This is a genomic window from Parabacteroides sp. AF48-14, from assembly GCF_003477465.1.
GTDB classification, from domain to species: domain Bacteria; phylum Bacteroidota; class Bacteroidia; order Bacteroidales; family Tannerellaceae; genus Parabacteroides; species Parabacteroides acidifaciens.
On the sequence record NZ_QUDI01000044.1, the window covers coordinates 1 to 17,956 of the forward strand.

The following is a 17,956-nucleotide window of genomic DNA, read 5'->3' on the forward strand; positions in this document are numbered from 1 at the left end:
CCACCAAAGTATTGCTACCTCGTGCTGCCCCTCGACTTGCATGTGTTAAGCCTGTCGCTAGCGTTCATCCTGAGCCAGGATCAAACTCTTCGTTGTTAAATTGTTTTTTTATATACCTTTGCTCAGAATCTCGTTATTTATTGTAGTTTTTGACGGTATGTTTCGTATTATACTATACGTCTCTTGTACTACTTGTTGATATGTAAATCTTTCAAAGAACTTGTCGCTTTTTCGTTTAGCGAACGTGGGTGCAAAGATAACAACTTTCTATTTTAACTTCCAAACGTTTTCGGAACTTTTTTCAAAAGTTTTTGTTTCATCACTTATAGACCTGCGTTCTCTCTCGAATGCGGATGCAAAAGTACTGCTCTACAACATAACTTCCAAATCTTTTCAAGACTATTTTTTAACCGATTCGTAACGCCTACTTGCTAAAGTCTGAAATACTGATTGTTATGAATAAAACTTTTTTCATTCCGCAGAAGCCCCTATTTTCAGTGCATGCGCTTCCTTTTATATGCATATAATAATGTACATAAGAATTGTAGAAAATATTCATAACTATGATGTATCTTTGCCTCTACATTGATTATTCATCTAAAAAACTTAATTCTAAATGGAATCAGTAATGAGAAAAACAACAATCACAGGTTTGTTGACAACTTGCGTCGTATCGCTCGCCATGTTTTCATCGTGTACAGGTGTAGAGCCAAACACACTCACCCAGGAAGAAGTAGCCGAGGGTTGGCAATTGCTTTTTGACGGAAAAACGCTGAACGGCTGGAAAGATTACAACGGGACTACCCTGACACAGCCCTGGCATGTAGTCGACGGATGCATCCAGGCCAAAGGTAACGGCAGCGATGCCAGCGGTTACATCGTAACGGACAAACAATATGAAAACTTTGAGCTGTCCTGGGACTGGAAGCTTTCAAAAGGCGGTAACAGTGGTATGTTGTACCACGTGGTTGAACGCCCTCAGTTTGCGGTTCCTTATGTAACAGGACCCGAATACCAGTTAATCGATGAACCGAACTTCCCTGAACCGTTGGAAGAATGGCAAAAATTAGGTGTGGACTACGCCATGCATCTCCCCGATAAATCAAAAATGAAAGTGAATCCGCAGGGGGAATGGAATAATTCAAAGATTGTCTTTGATAACGGACACGTCGAACACTGGCTGAACGGTGCTAAAATCCTGGAATTTGAAGCCTGGACAGACGACTGGTATGCCAAAAAGAATAGCGGCAAATGGGCGAATGCTCCGGAATACGGTTTAGCTAAGAAAGGTGTACTATGCCTGCAAGACCATGGCTACCCGGCATCTTTCCGCAACATCAAGATCAAAGAACTTCCCCGAAAAACAAAAGAAGTCGAACTCTTCAACGGAGTAGACCTGAAAGGCTGGGAAGCTTACGGAACTGAAAAATGGTACGTAAAAGACGGTCTGTTGATTTGTGAAAGCGGCCCGGATAAAAAATATGGCTACCTGGCAACACGCGATTATTACGATGATTTCGATCTGACTGTAGAATTTAAGCAGGAAGCAGACGGAAACTCAGGCGTATTTATCCGCTCTTTCATCGAGGAAGATGTGAAAGTAAACGGCTGGCAGGTAGAAGTTGCCCCCAAAGGACATGACACGGGCGGCATCTACGAATCATACGGACGCGGTTGGCTGGTCCAGATCCCCGATGAAAAAGAAAACATCCTGAAAGAAGGCGACTGGAATACCATGCGTATCAAAGTACAGGGAGATAATGTCCAAACCTGGTTGAACGGTCAGGAGATGGTTAATATCAACGACGAAAAGATTGGAGCCGGACAAGGACGCATCGCCCTGCAAATCCATGATGGCGGCGGTATCAAGGTCCTGTGGAGAAATCTGAAAGTAAAAACGTTATAAATTCTTACCCATAAAAAAGAACTCCCGTCCCCAATAATATGAGACGGGAGTTCTTTTTTTCATCCTCTACGACCATGTCCTTTACGAGGAGACTGGGAGCGTTGCTTCTCAAGATATTGTTTATACTGATCTTCAGTCAGTATCTTCTTCATTTCAGCATCCCGGTCATTCCGCATGGTTATCATCTTCTCGCGCATCTTTTGGCGATCCGAATCGGCCTGTTTCCTTTCCGCTTTCATCTTGTCTCTGAACTCAGCTTCCACTTTACGGAAATCTGCTGCCTGTTTCTCATCCAATTTCAGATCAGCAATCATCTTTTCACAACGTTGTGCCGGATCACCACCTTTTTTTGCACCCCGTTTGCCACCTTGGGCAAAAACAGAAACCGAACTGATCAAGAGAACCAAACACAATCCTATTACCTTCTTCATAAACTAATTACCTGTTATTAATATTAAACTTGTTTGTTTTAGAAGCGCTTCTGGATAATAGACTTGAAGACGGACGAAAGGTTTAAGCCAATCCAGAGTTATTTTATTATTTAACACAGATTTGCTATTTAACCGGCCCATAGTTGATTCCTTCGGCATCCCACTTCCGAAGGAAAAAATCCAACTTGGTTATAAAACGTTGATAGTCCTTGTTGGAGGCGTCCGTCCATCCTGTTTCCGCATAAGCAGCCAGGCGAGGATATACTTTCTGATTCATACTCTCGACCGTCGGAATAAACTCTCCCCACATCTGGCATCCCAATCCCAGCACTTTACTCTTCTCTTCTTCCGTCAAGCCTTCAGGTACAGGATTGAAAGAGTATGCTTTCTCCATAGGAATCGATTCATATGAATAATCCAAATAGGTATATTCATGATAAGAATTCACGACATCATATCCTTTCTCAATTGTTTTCCTAACAAGAGCCGTATCTCCTTTCCAGAAATGAACGATCGTACCGGAAGCCAACTCTTGTTTTATACCTTCCGTATCGGCATTCGACTGATATTCATGCAGTCTATCTCCGGTAATTTCATTCCACCCCATCATTCTCTTACCTTTGGCAGCCAGCATATTGGAAATCTCATTTGTAAAATAGACCTGAAGTTCGGCCGGAGTCTTCAAATTATGCTTTGCCATGTAAGCACGGATTGCCGGGGAGTTTTTCCATTGGTCATACTTCACCTCATCACCTCCGATATGAAATACAGCACCGGGGAATATCGCAATCACCTCATCCGTCACATCGTCCAGAAACTCCATGACTTTCGGATCGGCCACATTAAACACCTCATAATGTACCCCGAATTTACCAGGCACCCGGATCTGTTTCCCGCTTGTTCCCAGCCAGGGATAGGAAGCGATTGCAGCACTGGCATGTCCCGGCATACTCACTTCGGGAACAATCATTATATGCCGTTTAGCCGCATAATCTACAATTTCTTTCAGATCGTCCTGCGTATAGAAGCCGCCATGACGTTTTCCATCGTACACATCACTCCCAAAATGATTAATTTCGGAAGAATCTCTAAAAGCGCCTATCTCCGTCAGTTTCGGATATTTCTTTATTTCGATGCGCCATCCCTGGTCATTGGTCAGATGCCAATGGAAGACATTCATTTTCAGTGCTGCCATTTCATCGAGCAGTTGCTTCACCACTTCCTTGCCTTTGAAATAACGTCCTTCATCCAACATAAAAGCACGCCATGAAAAAGCCGGATAATCTATAACAGTTGCTTTCTGTATCAACAACTTACCGTCTTTTTCTTTGATCACCTGCCGCAAAGTGTGGATACCATTCAAGATGCCGGACGGCGAATTTGCTTTTATTACAATCTTTCCGGATGTTGCATCCAGAACATAGCCCTCTTTTTTATCCGGTAAAACCGCCGGGTCTAATTGCAAGATTATATCCGCACTTCCACTGCCTTCTTTTAACACGGCTTCGGCAGAAAAATCGGAAAATAGATATGATTGGAGGAACTGTGCTTCATTAGCCAACTCCACGGGATAAGCGACAACCGGCCGGCTTTTCAATTTCACAAGCCCCGGAGTATAGACAATATCCGCAGGTTGGGGAATCACAGCATATTCTTCTACAGGAGGTTCCTGGCAAGAACAAAGAAATGCCAGACAAAGGGAGATAAGAAAACTTGATTTCATAAATATCTGAATTTAAAGTTAGCTCACTGCAACAACAGCATCACAATGAAAGACAAAAATACGCTATTTATCCGATAAGAACCTCTTCAAAACAAGTTTTTATTAAAGCTTTTTCCATAAGGCATCTTTTTAATCTTCTTATAAATCAGATTCTTTCATCAAAATACAGCCCTTACAAATGCCGCCCAAAAGCGGTTGATTTGCAAGGGCTTAAAAATTATTATTCAAGTATCAGCTATTTGGTGTACCGCTCGTATTTACCGTCGATCATCACATCTTTTACAGCATCCAGATAATCAAATCCATATTTCATGTCCGGCAACAAATAAGCACCTTCCACCCACTCGTTCCAGGCATAGACCGTAATCAGTTTCGGCTGGTCCGGATGTTGGTCGCAATATGTTTTTGCTTTCTGCAGGAAAGCAGCAAAACTCTGCGGAGATTTATTCAGATGGACAACATCTTTCTGGGTCTTATGAGGAAAACGGGGCGTATCGTCCCAACCGATAGATGCATTCGGGAAATACGGAATCGAAACTGCCTCATCCCATTTCTGGAGACGTCCCTGCGCTTCGGTACCCCATTGTATATAATCCTGACGATGCGGGCCACCCCAGTTATATTCCGTTAAACTATTAATACCTAATGCATCTATCTTTTTCAGATAATCTTCATTCGGAACACCTCCGGCCATTAATTGGACATGCAGTCCCGCGAATCCGGCTTTTTTCACTTCATCCCTGAAATAGTCCAACCCTTTACGCGTCTCTTCCAGACTCCCGAATGTTTTAATCAGATTGTCCAAACTGAAAACGGAGAACACAGGTTTGCCGTCTAACTTCAGATAATTCGGCTGCTTGAAGTATTGGTCGATAACGCGTTTTACAACAATCCTGAAATTCGGCCAGTCGATCGCACCATCCCATAAACGGGAATTATCTTCTTTGTAACGATGTACATTCCAGTAGTTGCGCGCCACATCGTGGTCCGCCCACATAATATAAAAGTTCATTTTATGATTATTCTTCGCCTTCAGGAAACCATCATTCAAACATCCTTCCAGAAACGGTCCGTTATTAAACCAATACCAGTCAAAGATAAAAGTGTTTACGCCATGATCCGTCGCGGCATCGATCCATTTCTCCATCACTTTAGGGTCATTGTCCAGTTCATACCCCCACAAAGGCACTTTCGGCTGGTAATGCCCTTCAAAGCGGGGATTCCCCTTCTTGATAATTTCCCACTCACCGGTTCCATCCGGCCACAACACTTCGTGCCCCATCGGATCGTCATGACAGGAAGGCCAGATATAGGCCGCAACATAGTAATCCGGAACACCAGCTTTATCTCCCGTTTTTTGGGCCTGCACATTCAGACCTCCACAAAGCAATAAACACGCACACAAGATGCAAGAGAACATCCAATTCGATTTATTTTCCATAATATTGCAATTTAAAGATTAATTCCATCCCGGATTCTGTTTCAGATTAGGATTCAAAGTTAATTCATCCTGCGGGATAGAATACAAATAATCCTGCTTATTTCTAAATTGATAACCATTAGGCATTACACTTTTAAAATAGTCGACCAACCCGTTTTCATCCACCTTAGAGCTGAAATCAGGATATTGTGTCAAGTCAACCGGATATCCCTTCGGCCGTTTATCTTTGAACAGCGCACTTGCCGCCCATCTCATATAATCATTATACCGCTGTCCCTCCAACGCTAATTCGACTCTCCTTTCCCTTCGGATTTCATATAGCTCATCCGTAACAGAGTAGCCATAATCCATCTTGTTCTTATCCAAGCTTTGCGCATTAACCGTGAAATCGGGCATTCCAGCACGTTGTCTTAACAAGTTTAAAACCTCATAAGCAACGGAATTATCCAATTCGCACTTGGCTTCCGCATAATTAAGCAAGACTTCGCCGTAACGCAGCAGTATAAGCCCTGTTTCACCCTGGGTTTCCCAAGATTTACCGGCAGCCGGAGAGCTTGGATTAGCCGTCTTTTTTATCTGGAAACCAGTCGGACATAATTGTAATGCACCGCCTTCCATAACCGGCCCGTTAAAATAAGCATTCTCGCCGACAGACATCAAATCTCCCGGAATCCAAACAGTCGATTTCAAACGGACATCACAATCTTCCGCAATTTTCGTCAGAAAAGCATTCCCCTTACTCGTCACCGCCGTATTCAAATAATCATAAGGTTTACCATCCTTTCCCAGGTAGGAAGAGACCAGTTCCCATGTAGCTCCCTTCGAATCGCTATTATAGGTTACAAATCCCTGCGTAGAGTTTCCAGCTCCTTCTGCCGCATTGAATGCCCGATAAAGCAAGACCTCATTGATATCCGACATATTGTCAAAGCCAAACAACTTATAATAATCCTCATCCGGATTACCCGTGCTATAGATACCGACTTGGTAATCACCCTTCATCAATTCTTCAGCCGCCTCCACACAAGCCCTAAAATATTTAACCGGATCAGCCCCAGCCGTCCCGAATTCCGTGCCGGCATGGTATTTTTGCCAGGACCCTTCGAATAAAGCGACACGCGTTTTGAAAGCCAACGCAGCTTCTTTATTAATACGATTATTCCCGACATTCTTTCTCAGTTCGAGATGCGTAACCGCATGATCCAAGTCAGCCAAAATAGAATCAGCTATCAACACGCGGGAATCCCGAGGGCGCATTAGCGCTTCCGTATCATCCATTTGGATGACATGCGAATACCAGGGTACATCTCCGTATTTCTTCAGCAAGTTAAAATAGAACCAGGCACGGAAGAAATAGGCTTCCCCTAAATATTGCTTGTAAGCCTCATACCCACTCGTACATTTGGTGTAATTCTCAAAGAAGATATTCACATTACGGATATTGTTCCACTCCCAGGTCCAGTTGCCAGTGGACTTTGAACGTACACCGTTCATAATCGTACTCGGGCTACCGGAAATCATATTGTCGTTATCCGTAGCCATATCGGCGACCATTTGTGTCCAAGGACAAAATGCAGGATAAAACTGCCGCGTATAATATTCCAATTCGGTCGATGTGCTCCAATAATCATCCATCGTGATTTTATCCAGAGGCTGCAAATCAATAAACTTCTCACATGAACACAATAATGCCATACATGAGATTGCTGTCAATATGAATCGTTTCATAATTTTTTATTCCTTAATAGATTAAACTTAATAAGTCACAGTCAAACCAATCGAATAAATTCGATCCGCACCATAGGTTAAACGTCCTGTCCCTGCTGTTCCGAAATAATCACCGCCGCCACCTTCGGGGAAACCTACCGGAGCAACCGGGTCTATCCCGTTCGGTAATTTCGAGAATGTCAACAAGTTTTCACCGGAGAAATAAATCCTCAGCTTTTCCAAATGCATTTTAGAGGTGACACTACGCGGGAAACTATATCCCAACTGTACGTTCTGCAAACGTAAGTAAGCCGCATTCTGCAAATAGCGCGTATTCGCGTTATTCTTGTTTTTAGCCTCTTCCGTGCTATTGAGGTAAGGTCTGGGCCAATAAGCATCCGTATTGATGTTGGCATCGCCTTCATACAATCCACTGTATTTCGTACCCGGTTGATCCCTGAAGTAATCCAGATGTCCGGGAGTCAGGCATGATTCCCACCAGCCATTGGTAAAGCCCCAGTAGATATTAGACATACGGTAGAAATACATGTCTTTTTTAGCCACACCTTTCCAAAGCATCGAAAAGTCAAATCCTTTATAAGAGACACCTCCGTTGATCGTATATTGATAATGGGGCTGGTCGTTACCGATAATCGACAAATCGCCATGATCGCCGATCGTGTTGGTACCGTTGTTCACTTTACCGTCATTGTTGGTATCTTCAAACTTCAAATCTCCGGTATTCCAGTTGGCAGCGATATGAGTCAAATCAACTTTAGAGAGGTAAGAATCCAAGTCTTCTTTCGTACGGAACAGATCATTTACCGTATATCCCCAAATATCACCGACTTCAGCACCTTCGTACCAGGTAGATAACGTCCCAGTCGGATTAAAGTATTTCGTAACAACGGACTTATAATCATACAGGCTTGCACCGATGTTATACGACAGTCCGTTTTCCAATGTTTGTTTCCAGTTCACACTGATTTCCCACCCCCGGGTTCTCAGCGTCGAGTTATTTTCTCTCGGAACATTTGCTCCTAACACACCCGGCATCGCCTGCGACGGGCCGACCATATCCGTTGTCCGCCGTTCAAACCAATCCGCCGTTGCAGACAGACGGTTATTCAGGAAAGACATATCCACACCGACATTCGTCGTCGTTGCCGTTTCCCATGTCAGATTTCTGTTTACCAAACCCGGCGCAGATGTATATCCGACCGGTTTAGTAGAGCCGTAATTAAAAATCCAATTCAATTTATCGGAAGAGATAGGGATCAGCTCCAAGTCGCTGTACGGAGAAATATTCTGATTTCCCAACTGTCCCCAAGAGGCACGAATCTTCATCGTATTGACATACGGTTCGATATTTTTCCAGAACGGTTCATTATACAAATTCCAACCGGCAGAGAACGAAGGGAATACGCCCCATCTCTTTCCGTCACGGAAAACGTACGAGCCATCATAACGGGCATTTGCTTCAAACAAATACCTTTCCTTGTAGTTATAGTTCACTCTCGCGAAGTAACTTTCCGTAGAATTATGAGCCAGGCTTCAGACAAAAGGGCATCGCCTGTGGCATTCGGGAATGACGGGACTTTTTCCGAAATCAGATCCGTCTTATATCCTTGCACCCAAGATTCGTCGCCCCGTTCGAACTGCATACCGGTCAATACGGTAAAGTTATGATCCTCATTGATATTAAAATCATAAGAAGTAAAGATATTGGTGGTCCAGTATTTCTTGATATACTTCCTGCGAAGCAAATTATTCGGGATACTTATACCATTCTCGTAAGGCTGATTATTAACATCATAAGTATAAATATACTTTTCCACATTCGATATTTCCTGATTATAGACATTATAAGCAAAATCAGCATTGATCTTCCATCCTTTCAGAGGACGAATTTCCATCCGGAAATTATTCCAGTAATCGATATCATCCTGTTTATCCGTTCCCGACTCTATCGAAGGTATATGGGATTCAAACATATAATTGCCAAAACCGTCATAGAGAGGAGTAATCGGATAGTTTCGGGAAATATGGCGATACATAAAAGAATAATCCCCCTCCTTAGTCATATTAGGTTTTTCCCTGATTTTCTTCGCGAAACGCGTCTCATAGCCAAAATCCCACCAATCGGTAATAGCCACACTGATCTTACCCAACGTGTTGAGTCTCTTAAAATAGTCCGTACCGAAGTTCAGGACACTGCTGTCATCCATATAACCGGCAGAGAAATAATAGGACACCTTATCCGTACCGCCATGCAAGGAGATATCATGCTTCTGGTTCACACTATTTCCGAAATAGATATCCCACCAATCGGTATTGGCATAATTGAGGTTCGCATTATTCCAAACGTTACCTTCCGGCATCGCGCCAAAAATCGTTGCCCCGTCCGGCCAGTCAGGAATCGAATTCCGGATATAATCGAAATCACCCTTCTGGTATGCAATGACACGGTCAATGGTTTCGTTGCTAAACGGGTGTCCTCCCATATTGTCTCCCGCCTCGTTCAAGACACGGGTCCATGTGTATGAATCCAGGCTTTCCGGCAATTTTTGTGCAGTCTTTACAATCAGGTTGCCCGTATAGGAAACGCTTACTTTCTCATTCCGTTTCCCTTTTTTCGTCGTAATCAGGATCACGCCGTATGGGGCTCTCGCTCCGTAAATAGCTGAAGCGGCCGCATCTTTTAAAACTGAAACGGACTCGATATCTTCCGGGTTCAGATTGTTCAGATCACCGGGAAAACCATCTATCACAACGTAAGGCGAGCCACCGTTCAAGGACCCCATACCACGGATCGAGATATTCATCGTGGCTCCGGGTTCAAACCCATTCTGGGTACCGATATCAAAATTAAAACCGGGAGCCGCACCCTGTAACAGCTGCGACACGGTCGATGCCTGGCGGTCTTTAAAGTCCTTATCGGAAATCACATTGACGGCGCCCGTCAGGTTCACCTTTTTTTGAGTTCCGTAACCGACGACCACGACTTCATCCAGTGTTTTGGAATCTTCGAGAAGACTTATATCGAGACTCTTTTTATTCCCTACCGGAATCTCACGTGACATATATCCGATAAACGAGACTAACAGGATATCCGTATCGGCAACCTCCAATGTGAAATTTCCGTTCAGGTCTGTCACCGTGCCGTTTGTCGTTCCTTTCACGACCACATTGGCTCCGATCACAGGTTCTCCACTCTGGTCTTTCACGATACCTTTCAATAGCTTTGTGTCTTGCTGGGGAAGGGTTCCTTTCTTCATTAACAAGATGTTATTACCCTCCATGACATAGACAATATCCAAATTCCGGAAAATCTGGTTCAACACATTGAATACAGAGACGTCCGAAGCATTGAAAGAGATCCGGTGGTTCAAATCGACCTTTTCGTTGTTATAGACGAAAAGGAAATCTGTCTGTTCTTCTATCTGATTAATAATCTCTTTGACTGTCAATTCATTCGCAACAATATTGACGCGAGCAGTCTGAGAATTCACATTTACGGAAAAAACAGTAGAAGCGCATAATAATAACAAGCTTAAGATTAACTTCATCACTCTACATAGATGTTTAAATTCACTTAATAACAAGGGATAGTCTATCCCCGCATACTTTTTTTTCATAACTTTGCACTTTCAAAATGTTAGTACTGATTTAATTACAGGTTACGTCAGCAGGCTGACATTAGGCCGGATTATGCTGGAACCATAATCCGGTTTTTACATTTAATTGACTTCACTTACTCCATAGGCAGTTCATTTTATAGTTATCAGATTCAATTCGTTATCTTTCACATAAGTAAATTTATGCTCCAACTGAAGCACTTTCAAGACTTGTTCAACCCCGTCTTTTACACGGAATTTACCGGAATACCGCTCTTTCAGGAAAGGCAGATCCGCCACATCTATCCGGATATCGTAATACAGGCGCAGCTTATCAATGATAATGCCTATCGACTGATTATTAAAGCACAGCAATCCTTCTTTCCACTTAAAGTAATCCATGTATCCTATCGGAGCTGAAACATATTTACCATCCTTATAATAAACTTGTTCCCCGGCTGTCATCCTATACTTCCGGGAAAGATCCGGAGCACTGAGTTCGACGCTTCCCCGCAGCAATGAAATATTAAATTCTCCCACTTCCGAATAGGCCAACACATTAAACTCCGTCCCCAAGACCTTTACATCCATTGATTTCGTTTTAACTATAAAAGGGCTTTCATCATCATGCCTGACATCGAAATAGGCTTCACCGTCGAGTTCTACCTGCCGGCTTCCCTGCCGGAAGTTAACCGGATAGACCAACTTTGAATGAGCATTCAGCCAAACCTTCGTACTGTCCGGCAACGTCAACTCGGCACGCTGTCCGGCCGGAACATATAAGGTCTGATACAAAAGAGGAGGATCTTCTGCTATTTCCTTTTGCAGCAAGGAGTTTCCGCCTAACAAGATTAAGGCGATGGCCGCCACTTTCAATAATTCTTTTACTATGCTGCGAAAAACGACCCGATATCCTTTCTTCTTTTTTTGTTCCTGTATCGATTGGTTAAGGATGGAAATATCATACAGCTTATGTAAAGCCATAAATTCTTTCACGTGATTTTCATCCGCATCCAACCAATCCACAACAGTCTCTACGTCATCAGACGAGATCGTTCCATCTACATATTTCTGTAATAGTTTCTTATCCATCTTTTTTTACCTCTTAATAGAAGAGACAACACATAGATGGAAATCCCTAAAACAAAATCGTCATTTCTCGAAATATTTTATCGCATAAATAAAAAGTAAAAAAGAGGAAGATATTCTTTCAACGCGACTCGCAAGAGTTTCAACGCTTTTGTGATGTGATACTCAACACTTTTTGTACTGAGAGAGAGTTCTTGGGCTATTTCTTTCACGGGGATGGATTCATAGCGGCTCATCTCAAAGATACGCCGGGTTTGTTCGGGCAAGGATTGCAAGGTTTTTTCTACGATCCCGGTTATTTCAGAAGAATAGATTTCTTCCGGATCACAAGCTTGCAAAGTGGTTATCCTGTAATTTAAGTCGCGGATCATTTTAGATGAGATCGATTCTGTTGCAGAATCTTTCACCGTCTGGTGTTTCAGATAGTTCAACGCCCCATTTTTTAAAATAGCCAGAAGCAGTGACATGGGATGTTCTACGGTTTCTTTTTTAGTGGTTTCCCAAAAACGGATCAACGCTTCCGAAACAATATCTTCTGCAACCATATCATCCCGGACATACGATTTCACAAACAGAAACGACCGCTTGTAGTAATTGGTATATATATCACTAAAACTAATGGTATTCATTTTCCAGACAGATCTCCAATGAATTCTTTTTTGCAAATGTAATCTTTTTTAAGAAGAATGTTTACCGCACCCGGTTCAAAATATCTGTCCGGTCCATATAGTGATGAAAAAAATAAAGCCCCGGAGATGTTTGACCACCTCCGGGGCTTATCTTTTGTATGCTTTCATCCTTCACAGGGTTACCGGCTACATTGAACTTTTTAAATTCAATATACTTTAGTATTATTAATATTAAACTTGACCGCTTGTTCGCCTTCACAGGGTAATTGGTGTTGACATGGGATGCATCCCGTACAACCCGCGCGGCCTGTTTTAGAATTATTTGATTATAATTTCATTCTTATTTTACGATTGCTTTTACAGCTTCTTCGCCTTCGATAGCAACTACAACTACACCGGCAGGTGCAGCGATAGTAACGTTGTCAGAAGTAAGAACTGTGTTAGCAACTGTCTGGCCCAAGAGGTTCGTGATAATAACCTTCTTACCCTGTGCACCAACTATCGTTACCTGACCTTCGCCAGCGATAACTGCCACTTCAGATGTTGCGATTACTTCGTTGTCTGTCGGAGTCAAATCAGTATCGTTGATTGCGAACAACTGTGCCTGTTCCTTATTACCCAATACCAATATGCCGTTCAGATAACTTACATAAGTTCTATCAGTTTTGCTTGCAGCCGGAGCAACTTCGATTCTGTAATAACCTTCGTTATCTTCGTCGATTGCAAATGCCCATGTTGCATTGGTGATACCCTTCTTAACTGCGATATTCAATGTATCAGTTGATTTTGCACCCACTTTAGCAATAGCTAAAGAATCGTTCTTACCGAATTCTACGCGGTTAGCGTGAACGAAACCGATACGAGTCAGGTTATCCTGGTTGTATTTAACGGTATCACTGTTATGAGTAATAGAGTCTGTATAGCTTACCATATAAGCCTTTGTATCGAATGAACCAACCTTTGCAGTATCGACCGGTTTAGTGATATAATATGCATAACGGTAGTTATTCGGACGGTTTACATAAGCTGTATCCAAACCAAGAACGAAGTCGTTATCCGTTGCAGCGGCTTTCAGTTCCAGACCTGTACGTTTGATTACGGCGAACGGCTTAACTGCTGTTACCTTAGAAGCTTCGTCACCCATCAGGGAGATCGTTACGTTCTTCGGAGCGTCTGTTACGTTCAGATAAGATTCTGTTACAGCTGATTCCAGGTTGAATGCCCAGTTGGTGATTTCGTCTTCAGCTACAACAGCAGCTTTTCCATTCTGGTCGATTGCAATCTTCGGTGATTCCAAATTACCATTTTCTACAACGTTCCACAACAGTTCATACTGATTAGCATTGTCATTTACGGCACGCAACTTCACTGAATCTTTTGTAGCGACCTTAGTCAGTAACAAGTCGTGATCGTCAGCTTCTGTGAAATACAGCGTATCATTACCCAGATACATTTCGAAGCCATAAGAAGCAGCGCTCAGGTTTTCGTCTGCCAGGTTGTACAACCAGCCTCCATTCTTAGCTTTCAGTTCCAGAGCCTTATCTGCATCAGCAGTAGCGACGACAGAAGAGTCGGCACCCATTGTCAGGTAATATTTAGCTTCCGGATTTACGAAATTAGTAGCAGCCAGTTTGAATGTCAGATGATCTTTGTCTGCATCGTTGATGTGCTTGTAACCTAAATATTCATCTTCTGTTTCAGGAACAGCAGTGATTTCCAGCGTATCCTTACCGGCAGTTACATAGATGTTCTTTTCTGCATCGCTAACGATAACTTTTACATCATTCAATTCTTCAGATTCAGTACCATTATCGCGGTTAATGAATGTATAAACACCTTCTTCAGCCTTAGATACCAACCATTGATTAGAAGGTACATTGTTATAAACAGCTGTAGCGCCTACTTCATCACCATTACTTGTAGAAGAAATGATACGATACGGTTTTCTTGCATCATCTTTCTTCAGGCTCTTAATGAAGTAAACTTCGCCCTTCTTAAAATCAGGTCTCGGACCTTCAAGAGTAGAGAAGGTGATAACGGTATTTTTCAACAGTTTTGCAAGAGCCGGATCATCAGGATCAGTTGCATCAGCTACAGAAACTTCACGGTGTGCATCTTTTGCCAATGTACGAAGTACTACGTTTGCAGCTTGAGGTACAACACCTTCTGAATACCAATTACCCTCTTCTGTCGGAGTCGGCATAAATGTATTGATCAGGATTTCATCATTTTCAACATTCTGCGGATTGACAACCAACTGGAATGCGAACAGGTTGATGCACTGGCCGAAGTCGGCAACAACACCATCTTCTGCATCTTCCGGATTAATCATCATCAAAGTATCAGCTTTGAAGCCGAAATATTGTTCGTTGCGAGCGATGTAGTTTGTATCTACACACAGATAAGCCTGCTTGCCATCGATCAAAGAGTCTTTGATTGCGAGGGCGTAGTAACCGGCGGCATCTTGGCCTGATGCCATGATATCAGCAGAGACTTTTGAAACCATTGATGCTTCAGCAGCAGTGGCTAAAGCAGCCAAAAGACCGGCTGTTGTTGTATTATACTGTACATATACATCACCATCAGCTTTAAACATTGCTTCACGATTAGCATCCGAAGCTCCAGATAATGTTCCTGTAAAATCAGGAGTAACCTTTGTTGTGGCATTCGGATTAGAAAGATGTTTAGCAACAACCAACTCAATAGCCTTATAAGCATTTGCAGTTGAATCGGTCAAACCTTTCCAAGCTTTATCAGCAGCAGCAACGGCTTTATGAAAAGCAGCTGTATCTTGACCTGCAGCCAAATTCAATTTTGCATTACTTTTCGTTAAAGCATTAAATGCGGCTACAGCTGCATCAAATGCTGTACCTGCAGCACCGTCAGCAGTCAATTGTTCCAATGCACCCGAAGCTGTAGCTTTCGACTGACCTAATTCCGTGAGCATAGCTGTAATATCTGAAGCATTACCAGCTTGTGAAGCAAGTGTTCCATTAAATTCATTTGCAGCACCCCATTTAATAGCAGCATCTGTTTCTGCTTTAAAAGCAGCCCAAGCTTCTTTTACTACTTTCTGATCTTCAGCTGTTGCTTCTTTAGCTGCATCTAAAGCTGTTTCATAAGCTGTAGCATCATAAACAGTTGTCGAATACATTGCCGTCAAGTCCATTGCAACCAGCTTATTATCCGTAAACGGATTACCGATTGCGCTTGCCAATGTATCCGGAGTGAACTTCAATGAGAATGCATCGGTTGTTGCATCTTCATTCAGGTCGGTGTCTGCTAATTCTAATTTATCAGCAGCCAAAGCCGGAACTAATTTCAATTCACCAGTAGCACCTGCTTTATCGGGGAACTTCAAGTCACTCGTCGGACCATCCTGTTCAACCTTCAAAATCTTAACAGCATCATCTTTATAAGCCAGGTAAAGACCGGTAGATTTGCCATTGCTGTAAGATGTTGTAACCAAAGACATACCACCGTTAGCAACAGTAATAACTTCATCATCACCTTCCAGTGTCACATCTTTCGGAGCCCAAGCACCTGTTCCGCTTGTAGAAACATAAGCAGGTTTAGAATAGTAGAATGACTTGTTTGCAGCAGAAGCATTAGACAAGATCAATTGCTGGCCATTTTTGTTGACCAGTTTCACTACTGCATAACGAGCACCTGTTGTCAGATCGGTTGTTTTATCAACAACGATGCGCCAAAGAGATGCATTGTAGTCCTTCAAAGCATCATCAGTAGTAGGCTTAGTAATCAAAGCCAAACTATCTTTAGCTCCATCCTTACCTTGACCAATGATAAGAGCTTTACTGTCACCGGCTGTAATCTGATAGTATTTCAGTGTGTCCACCTCTACCGCATCAGCCATTGCAGAAAAACTACTACCTGCCACCAGAACGGCAGCCAAAAGAGTAGAAAATCTTTTGTTCATAACTTAATAATTTAATTAGTAATAAAACTTATGTATTATATAATGTATAGCATCTTGTGAATGTTAACGATTGTATTTTGACTACAAATACGTACGTTTAAATTCGTCATTTTTTGAGGGGCTTTCGGAGTTTGTCGTGAAAAGCGGTATTTTCGTCCTTATTTAGTTATCTAATTGATAAGAAAGGACATAGAAAAAGGAAAAAACTTTGAGAAAAGGATTGCAGGTTTAAAAAGTATGCGTAAATTTGTGACGAATTTAAACGTACGTTTTTTTTCGTCATTTTGCTTTTATCTCCTATCTTTTTTATTTCCAATCAGTTACAAGTCAAAAACAGGTCGTTTTTACCCCTAAAAAACGGGCTTTTTCGCGTTCTCCCGTCTTCGTTCATATATTTCTTATTTATAATCACTTACACCCCTTTCATTCAAGTAGTGCTCGAAGTGCAAATTTGTTGTTTTTGAAGGGATAGGGCGAAAAAGGGGGTAAAAGATGGAAAAACAACTTATAGGTTTACCTGAAACCAGTACATATGAAGTGTAAGAAAAACTGAAACAAAATCAGCCGAATTATTGTATGCTCAATAATCCGGCTGATTCAATTGATTAGCATTGAAAAATTACAATCCGTTAATTTCTTCCACCGACAAACCGGTACATTGCGCAATTGTTTCAATATTGATCCCCTGTTTTTTTAAATTGGCAGCAATAAGACGTTGTTCTTCGATTTTACCTTCCGCCTTGCCTTTTTCCATCCCATCCTCAAAACTTGTATCGAGGACAGCAGAAAGGTCGCGCTCGACGGAGAGACTTAATTCATATTCCAGACGCTGGTCGGGGGTCATGCGCTCTACCTCCACAATGCTTTTCAGCTTGCGGAATATCTGATTGTTCAGTTCTTGGGGTAATCGTTCCATGATCTCGATGTTGTTTAAGACGTATAACCACTTCTTATAAAGTGTGTCGCACTCATGCAAAGGTAATATTATATTTATATGGAATGAAAAGAAAGAATCCATTTATTTCAATGCTTAGCAGTTTAAAAATAATAAATAATGATTTAACGGGAGGGGGTAACCATCACTTGTTCTTTTGTCTAAAACTCACAGATAAATTATTTATAGCTCACTTTTGTCAGGTTTTAAACCTCCTTGCAAACCTGACAAAATACAATAACCCCCATTTTCGACTGTTTTTCTATTTCGTCCGAAATCTTGATCGATTTTGGTTTGACTCTTTTCATGGTTTTAAGCTGATCGAATGACAATAGAAAAAATGAGGTGCGCAGCCCATTCCGGAAAGCGTACAATTTGATTACCAAAAAGCGAAAACGCCGACAATGTGATAAACCTTAACTCCCGGAGAATCGAATATTTGAAAATAAAACGGACGGCGTTCCAAATATCCCAAGGAAATTCAGGGGCTTTTTTGCCCTAAAGACGGTCCTCTTTCCAATTACGACCGTCTAAATCGCCAT

General features: G+C 42.2%; 11 protein-coding genes and 1 rRNA gene. 1 reads left to right on the forward strand and 11 read right to left on the reverse strand.

All coding sequences use genetic code 11. The features are described from left to right. Positions 1–96: ribosomal RNA gene (locus tag DW083_RS17665) — 16S ribosomal RNA — on the reverse strand; the annotation flags it as partial. Between the two features lie 520 nt (positions 97–616). On the opposite strand from DW083_RS17665, the gene DW083_RS17670 reads away from it, so the two are divergent. Then, the gene (locus tag DW083_RS17670; protein WP_122333296.1) at positions 617–1,906 is read left to right on the forward strand and encodes a DUF1080 domain-containing protein; all 1,290 of its coding nucleotides are present in this window, start codon (positions 617–619) and stop codon (positions 1,904–1,906) included. Positions 1,907–1,965: 59 nt separating this feature from the next. Here DW083_RS17670 and DW083_RS17675 read toward each other — a convergent pair whose 3' ends face one another. The 10 genes from DW083_RS17675 to DW083_RS17720 all read right to left on the reverse strand — a co-directional run bounded on the left by DW083_RS17675 (position 1,966) and on the right by DW083_RS17720 (position 17,498). Further along, entirely contained in the window at positions 1,966–2,337 is a 372-nt protein-coding gene (locus DW083_RS17675; RefSeq protein ID WP_115501256.1) for a periplasmic heavy metal sensor, read from the reverse strand. 124 nt (positions 2,338–2,461) lie between these two features. Further along, positions 2,462–4,060: a beta-N-acetylhexosaminidase gene (locus DW083_RS17680; protein ID WP_122333297.1), complete on the reverse strand. Its 1,599-nt coding sequence runs from the start codon at positions 4,058–4,060 to the stop codon at positions 2,462–2,464. 235 nt (positions 4,061–4,295) lie between these two features. Continuing rightward, the gene (locus DW083_RS17685) at positions 4,296–5,501 is read right to left on the reverse strand and encodes a glycoside hydrolase family 99-like domain-containing protein (RefSeq protein ID WP_122333298.1); all 1,206 of its coding nucleotides are present in this window, start codon (positions 5,499–5,501) and stop codon (positions 4,296–4,298) included. Positions 5,502–5,519: 18 nt separating this feature from the next. Continuing rightward, positions 5,520–7,229, reverse strand: coding sequence for a RagB/SusD family nutrient uptake outer membrane protein (locus tag DW083_RS17690; RefSeq protein WP_233547737.1), 1,710 nt, complete (start codon positions 7,227–7,229; stop codon positions 5,520–5,522). A 27-nt stretch (positions 7,230–7,256) separates the two neighbouring features. Further along, positions 7,257–8,696 (reverse strand): TonB-dependent receptor domain-containing protein, encoded by a 1,440-nt coding sequence (locus DW083_RS23425; RefSeq protein WP_255419836.1) that lies wholly within the window; start codon positions 8,694–8,696, stop codon positions 7,257–7,259. A gap of 23 nt (positions 8,697–8,719) precedes the next feature. Continuing rightward, complete coding sequence (locus tag DW083_RS23430) at positions 8,720–10,777, reverse strand: SusC/RagA family TonB-linked outer membrane protein (RefSeq protein WP_255419837.1); 2,058 nt, start codon at positions 10,775–10,777, stop codon at positions 8,720–8,722. Positions 10,778–10,978: 201 nt separating this feature from the next. Further along, positions 10,979–11,917, reverse strand: coding sequence for a FecR family protein (locus DW083_RS17705; protein WP_122333301.1), 939 nt, complete (start codon positions 11,915–11,917; stop codon positions 10,979–10,981). 77 nt (positions 11,918–11,994) lie between these two features. Beyond that, positions 11,995–12,543, reverse strand: a complete 549-nt coding sequence (locus DW083_RS17710) for an RNA polymerase sigma-70 factor (protein WP_122333302.1) — start codon at positions 12,541–12,543, stop codon at positions 11,995–11,997. A gap of 340 nt (positions 12,544–12,883) precedes the next feature. Beyond that, entirely contained in the window at positions 12,884–16,480 is a 3,597-nt protein-coding gene (locus tag DW083_RS17715; RefSeq protein ID WP_147382159.1) for a DUF6383 domain-containing protein, read from the reverse strand. A gap of 619 nt (positions 16,481–17,099) precedes the next feature. Then, complete coding sequence (locus DW083_RS17720) at positions 17,100–17,498, reverse strand: PD-(D/E)XK nuclease family transposase (protein ID WP_255419838.1); 399 nt, start codon at positions 17,496–17,498, stop codon at positions 17,100–17,102. Positions 17,499–17,956 lie beyond the last annotated feature (458 nt).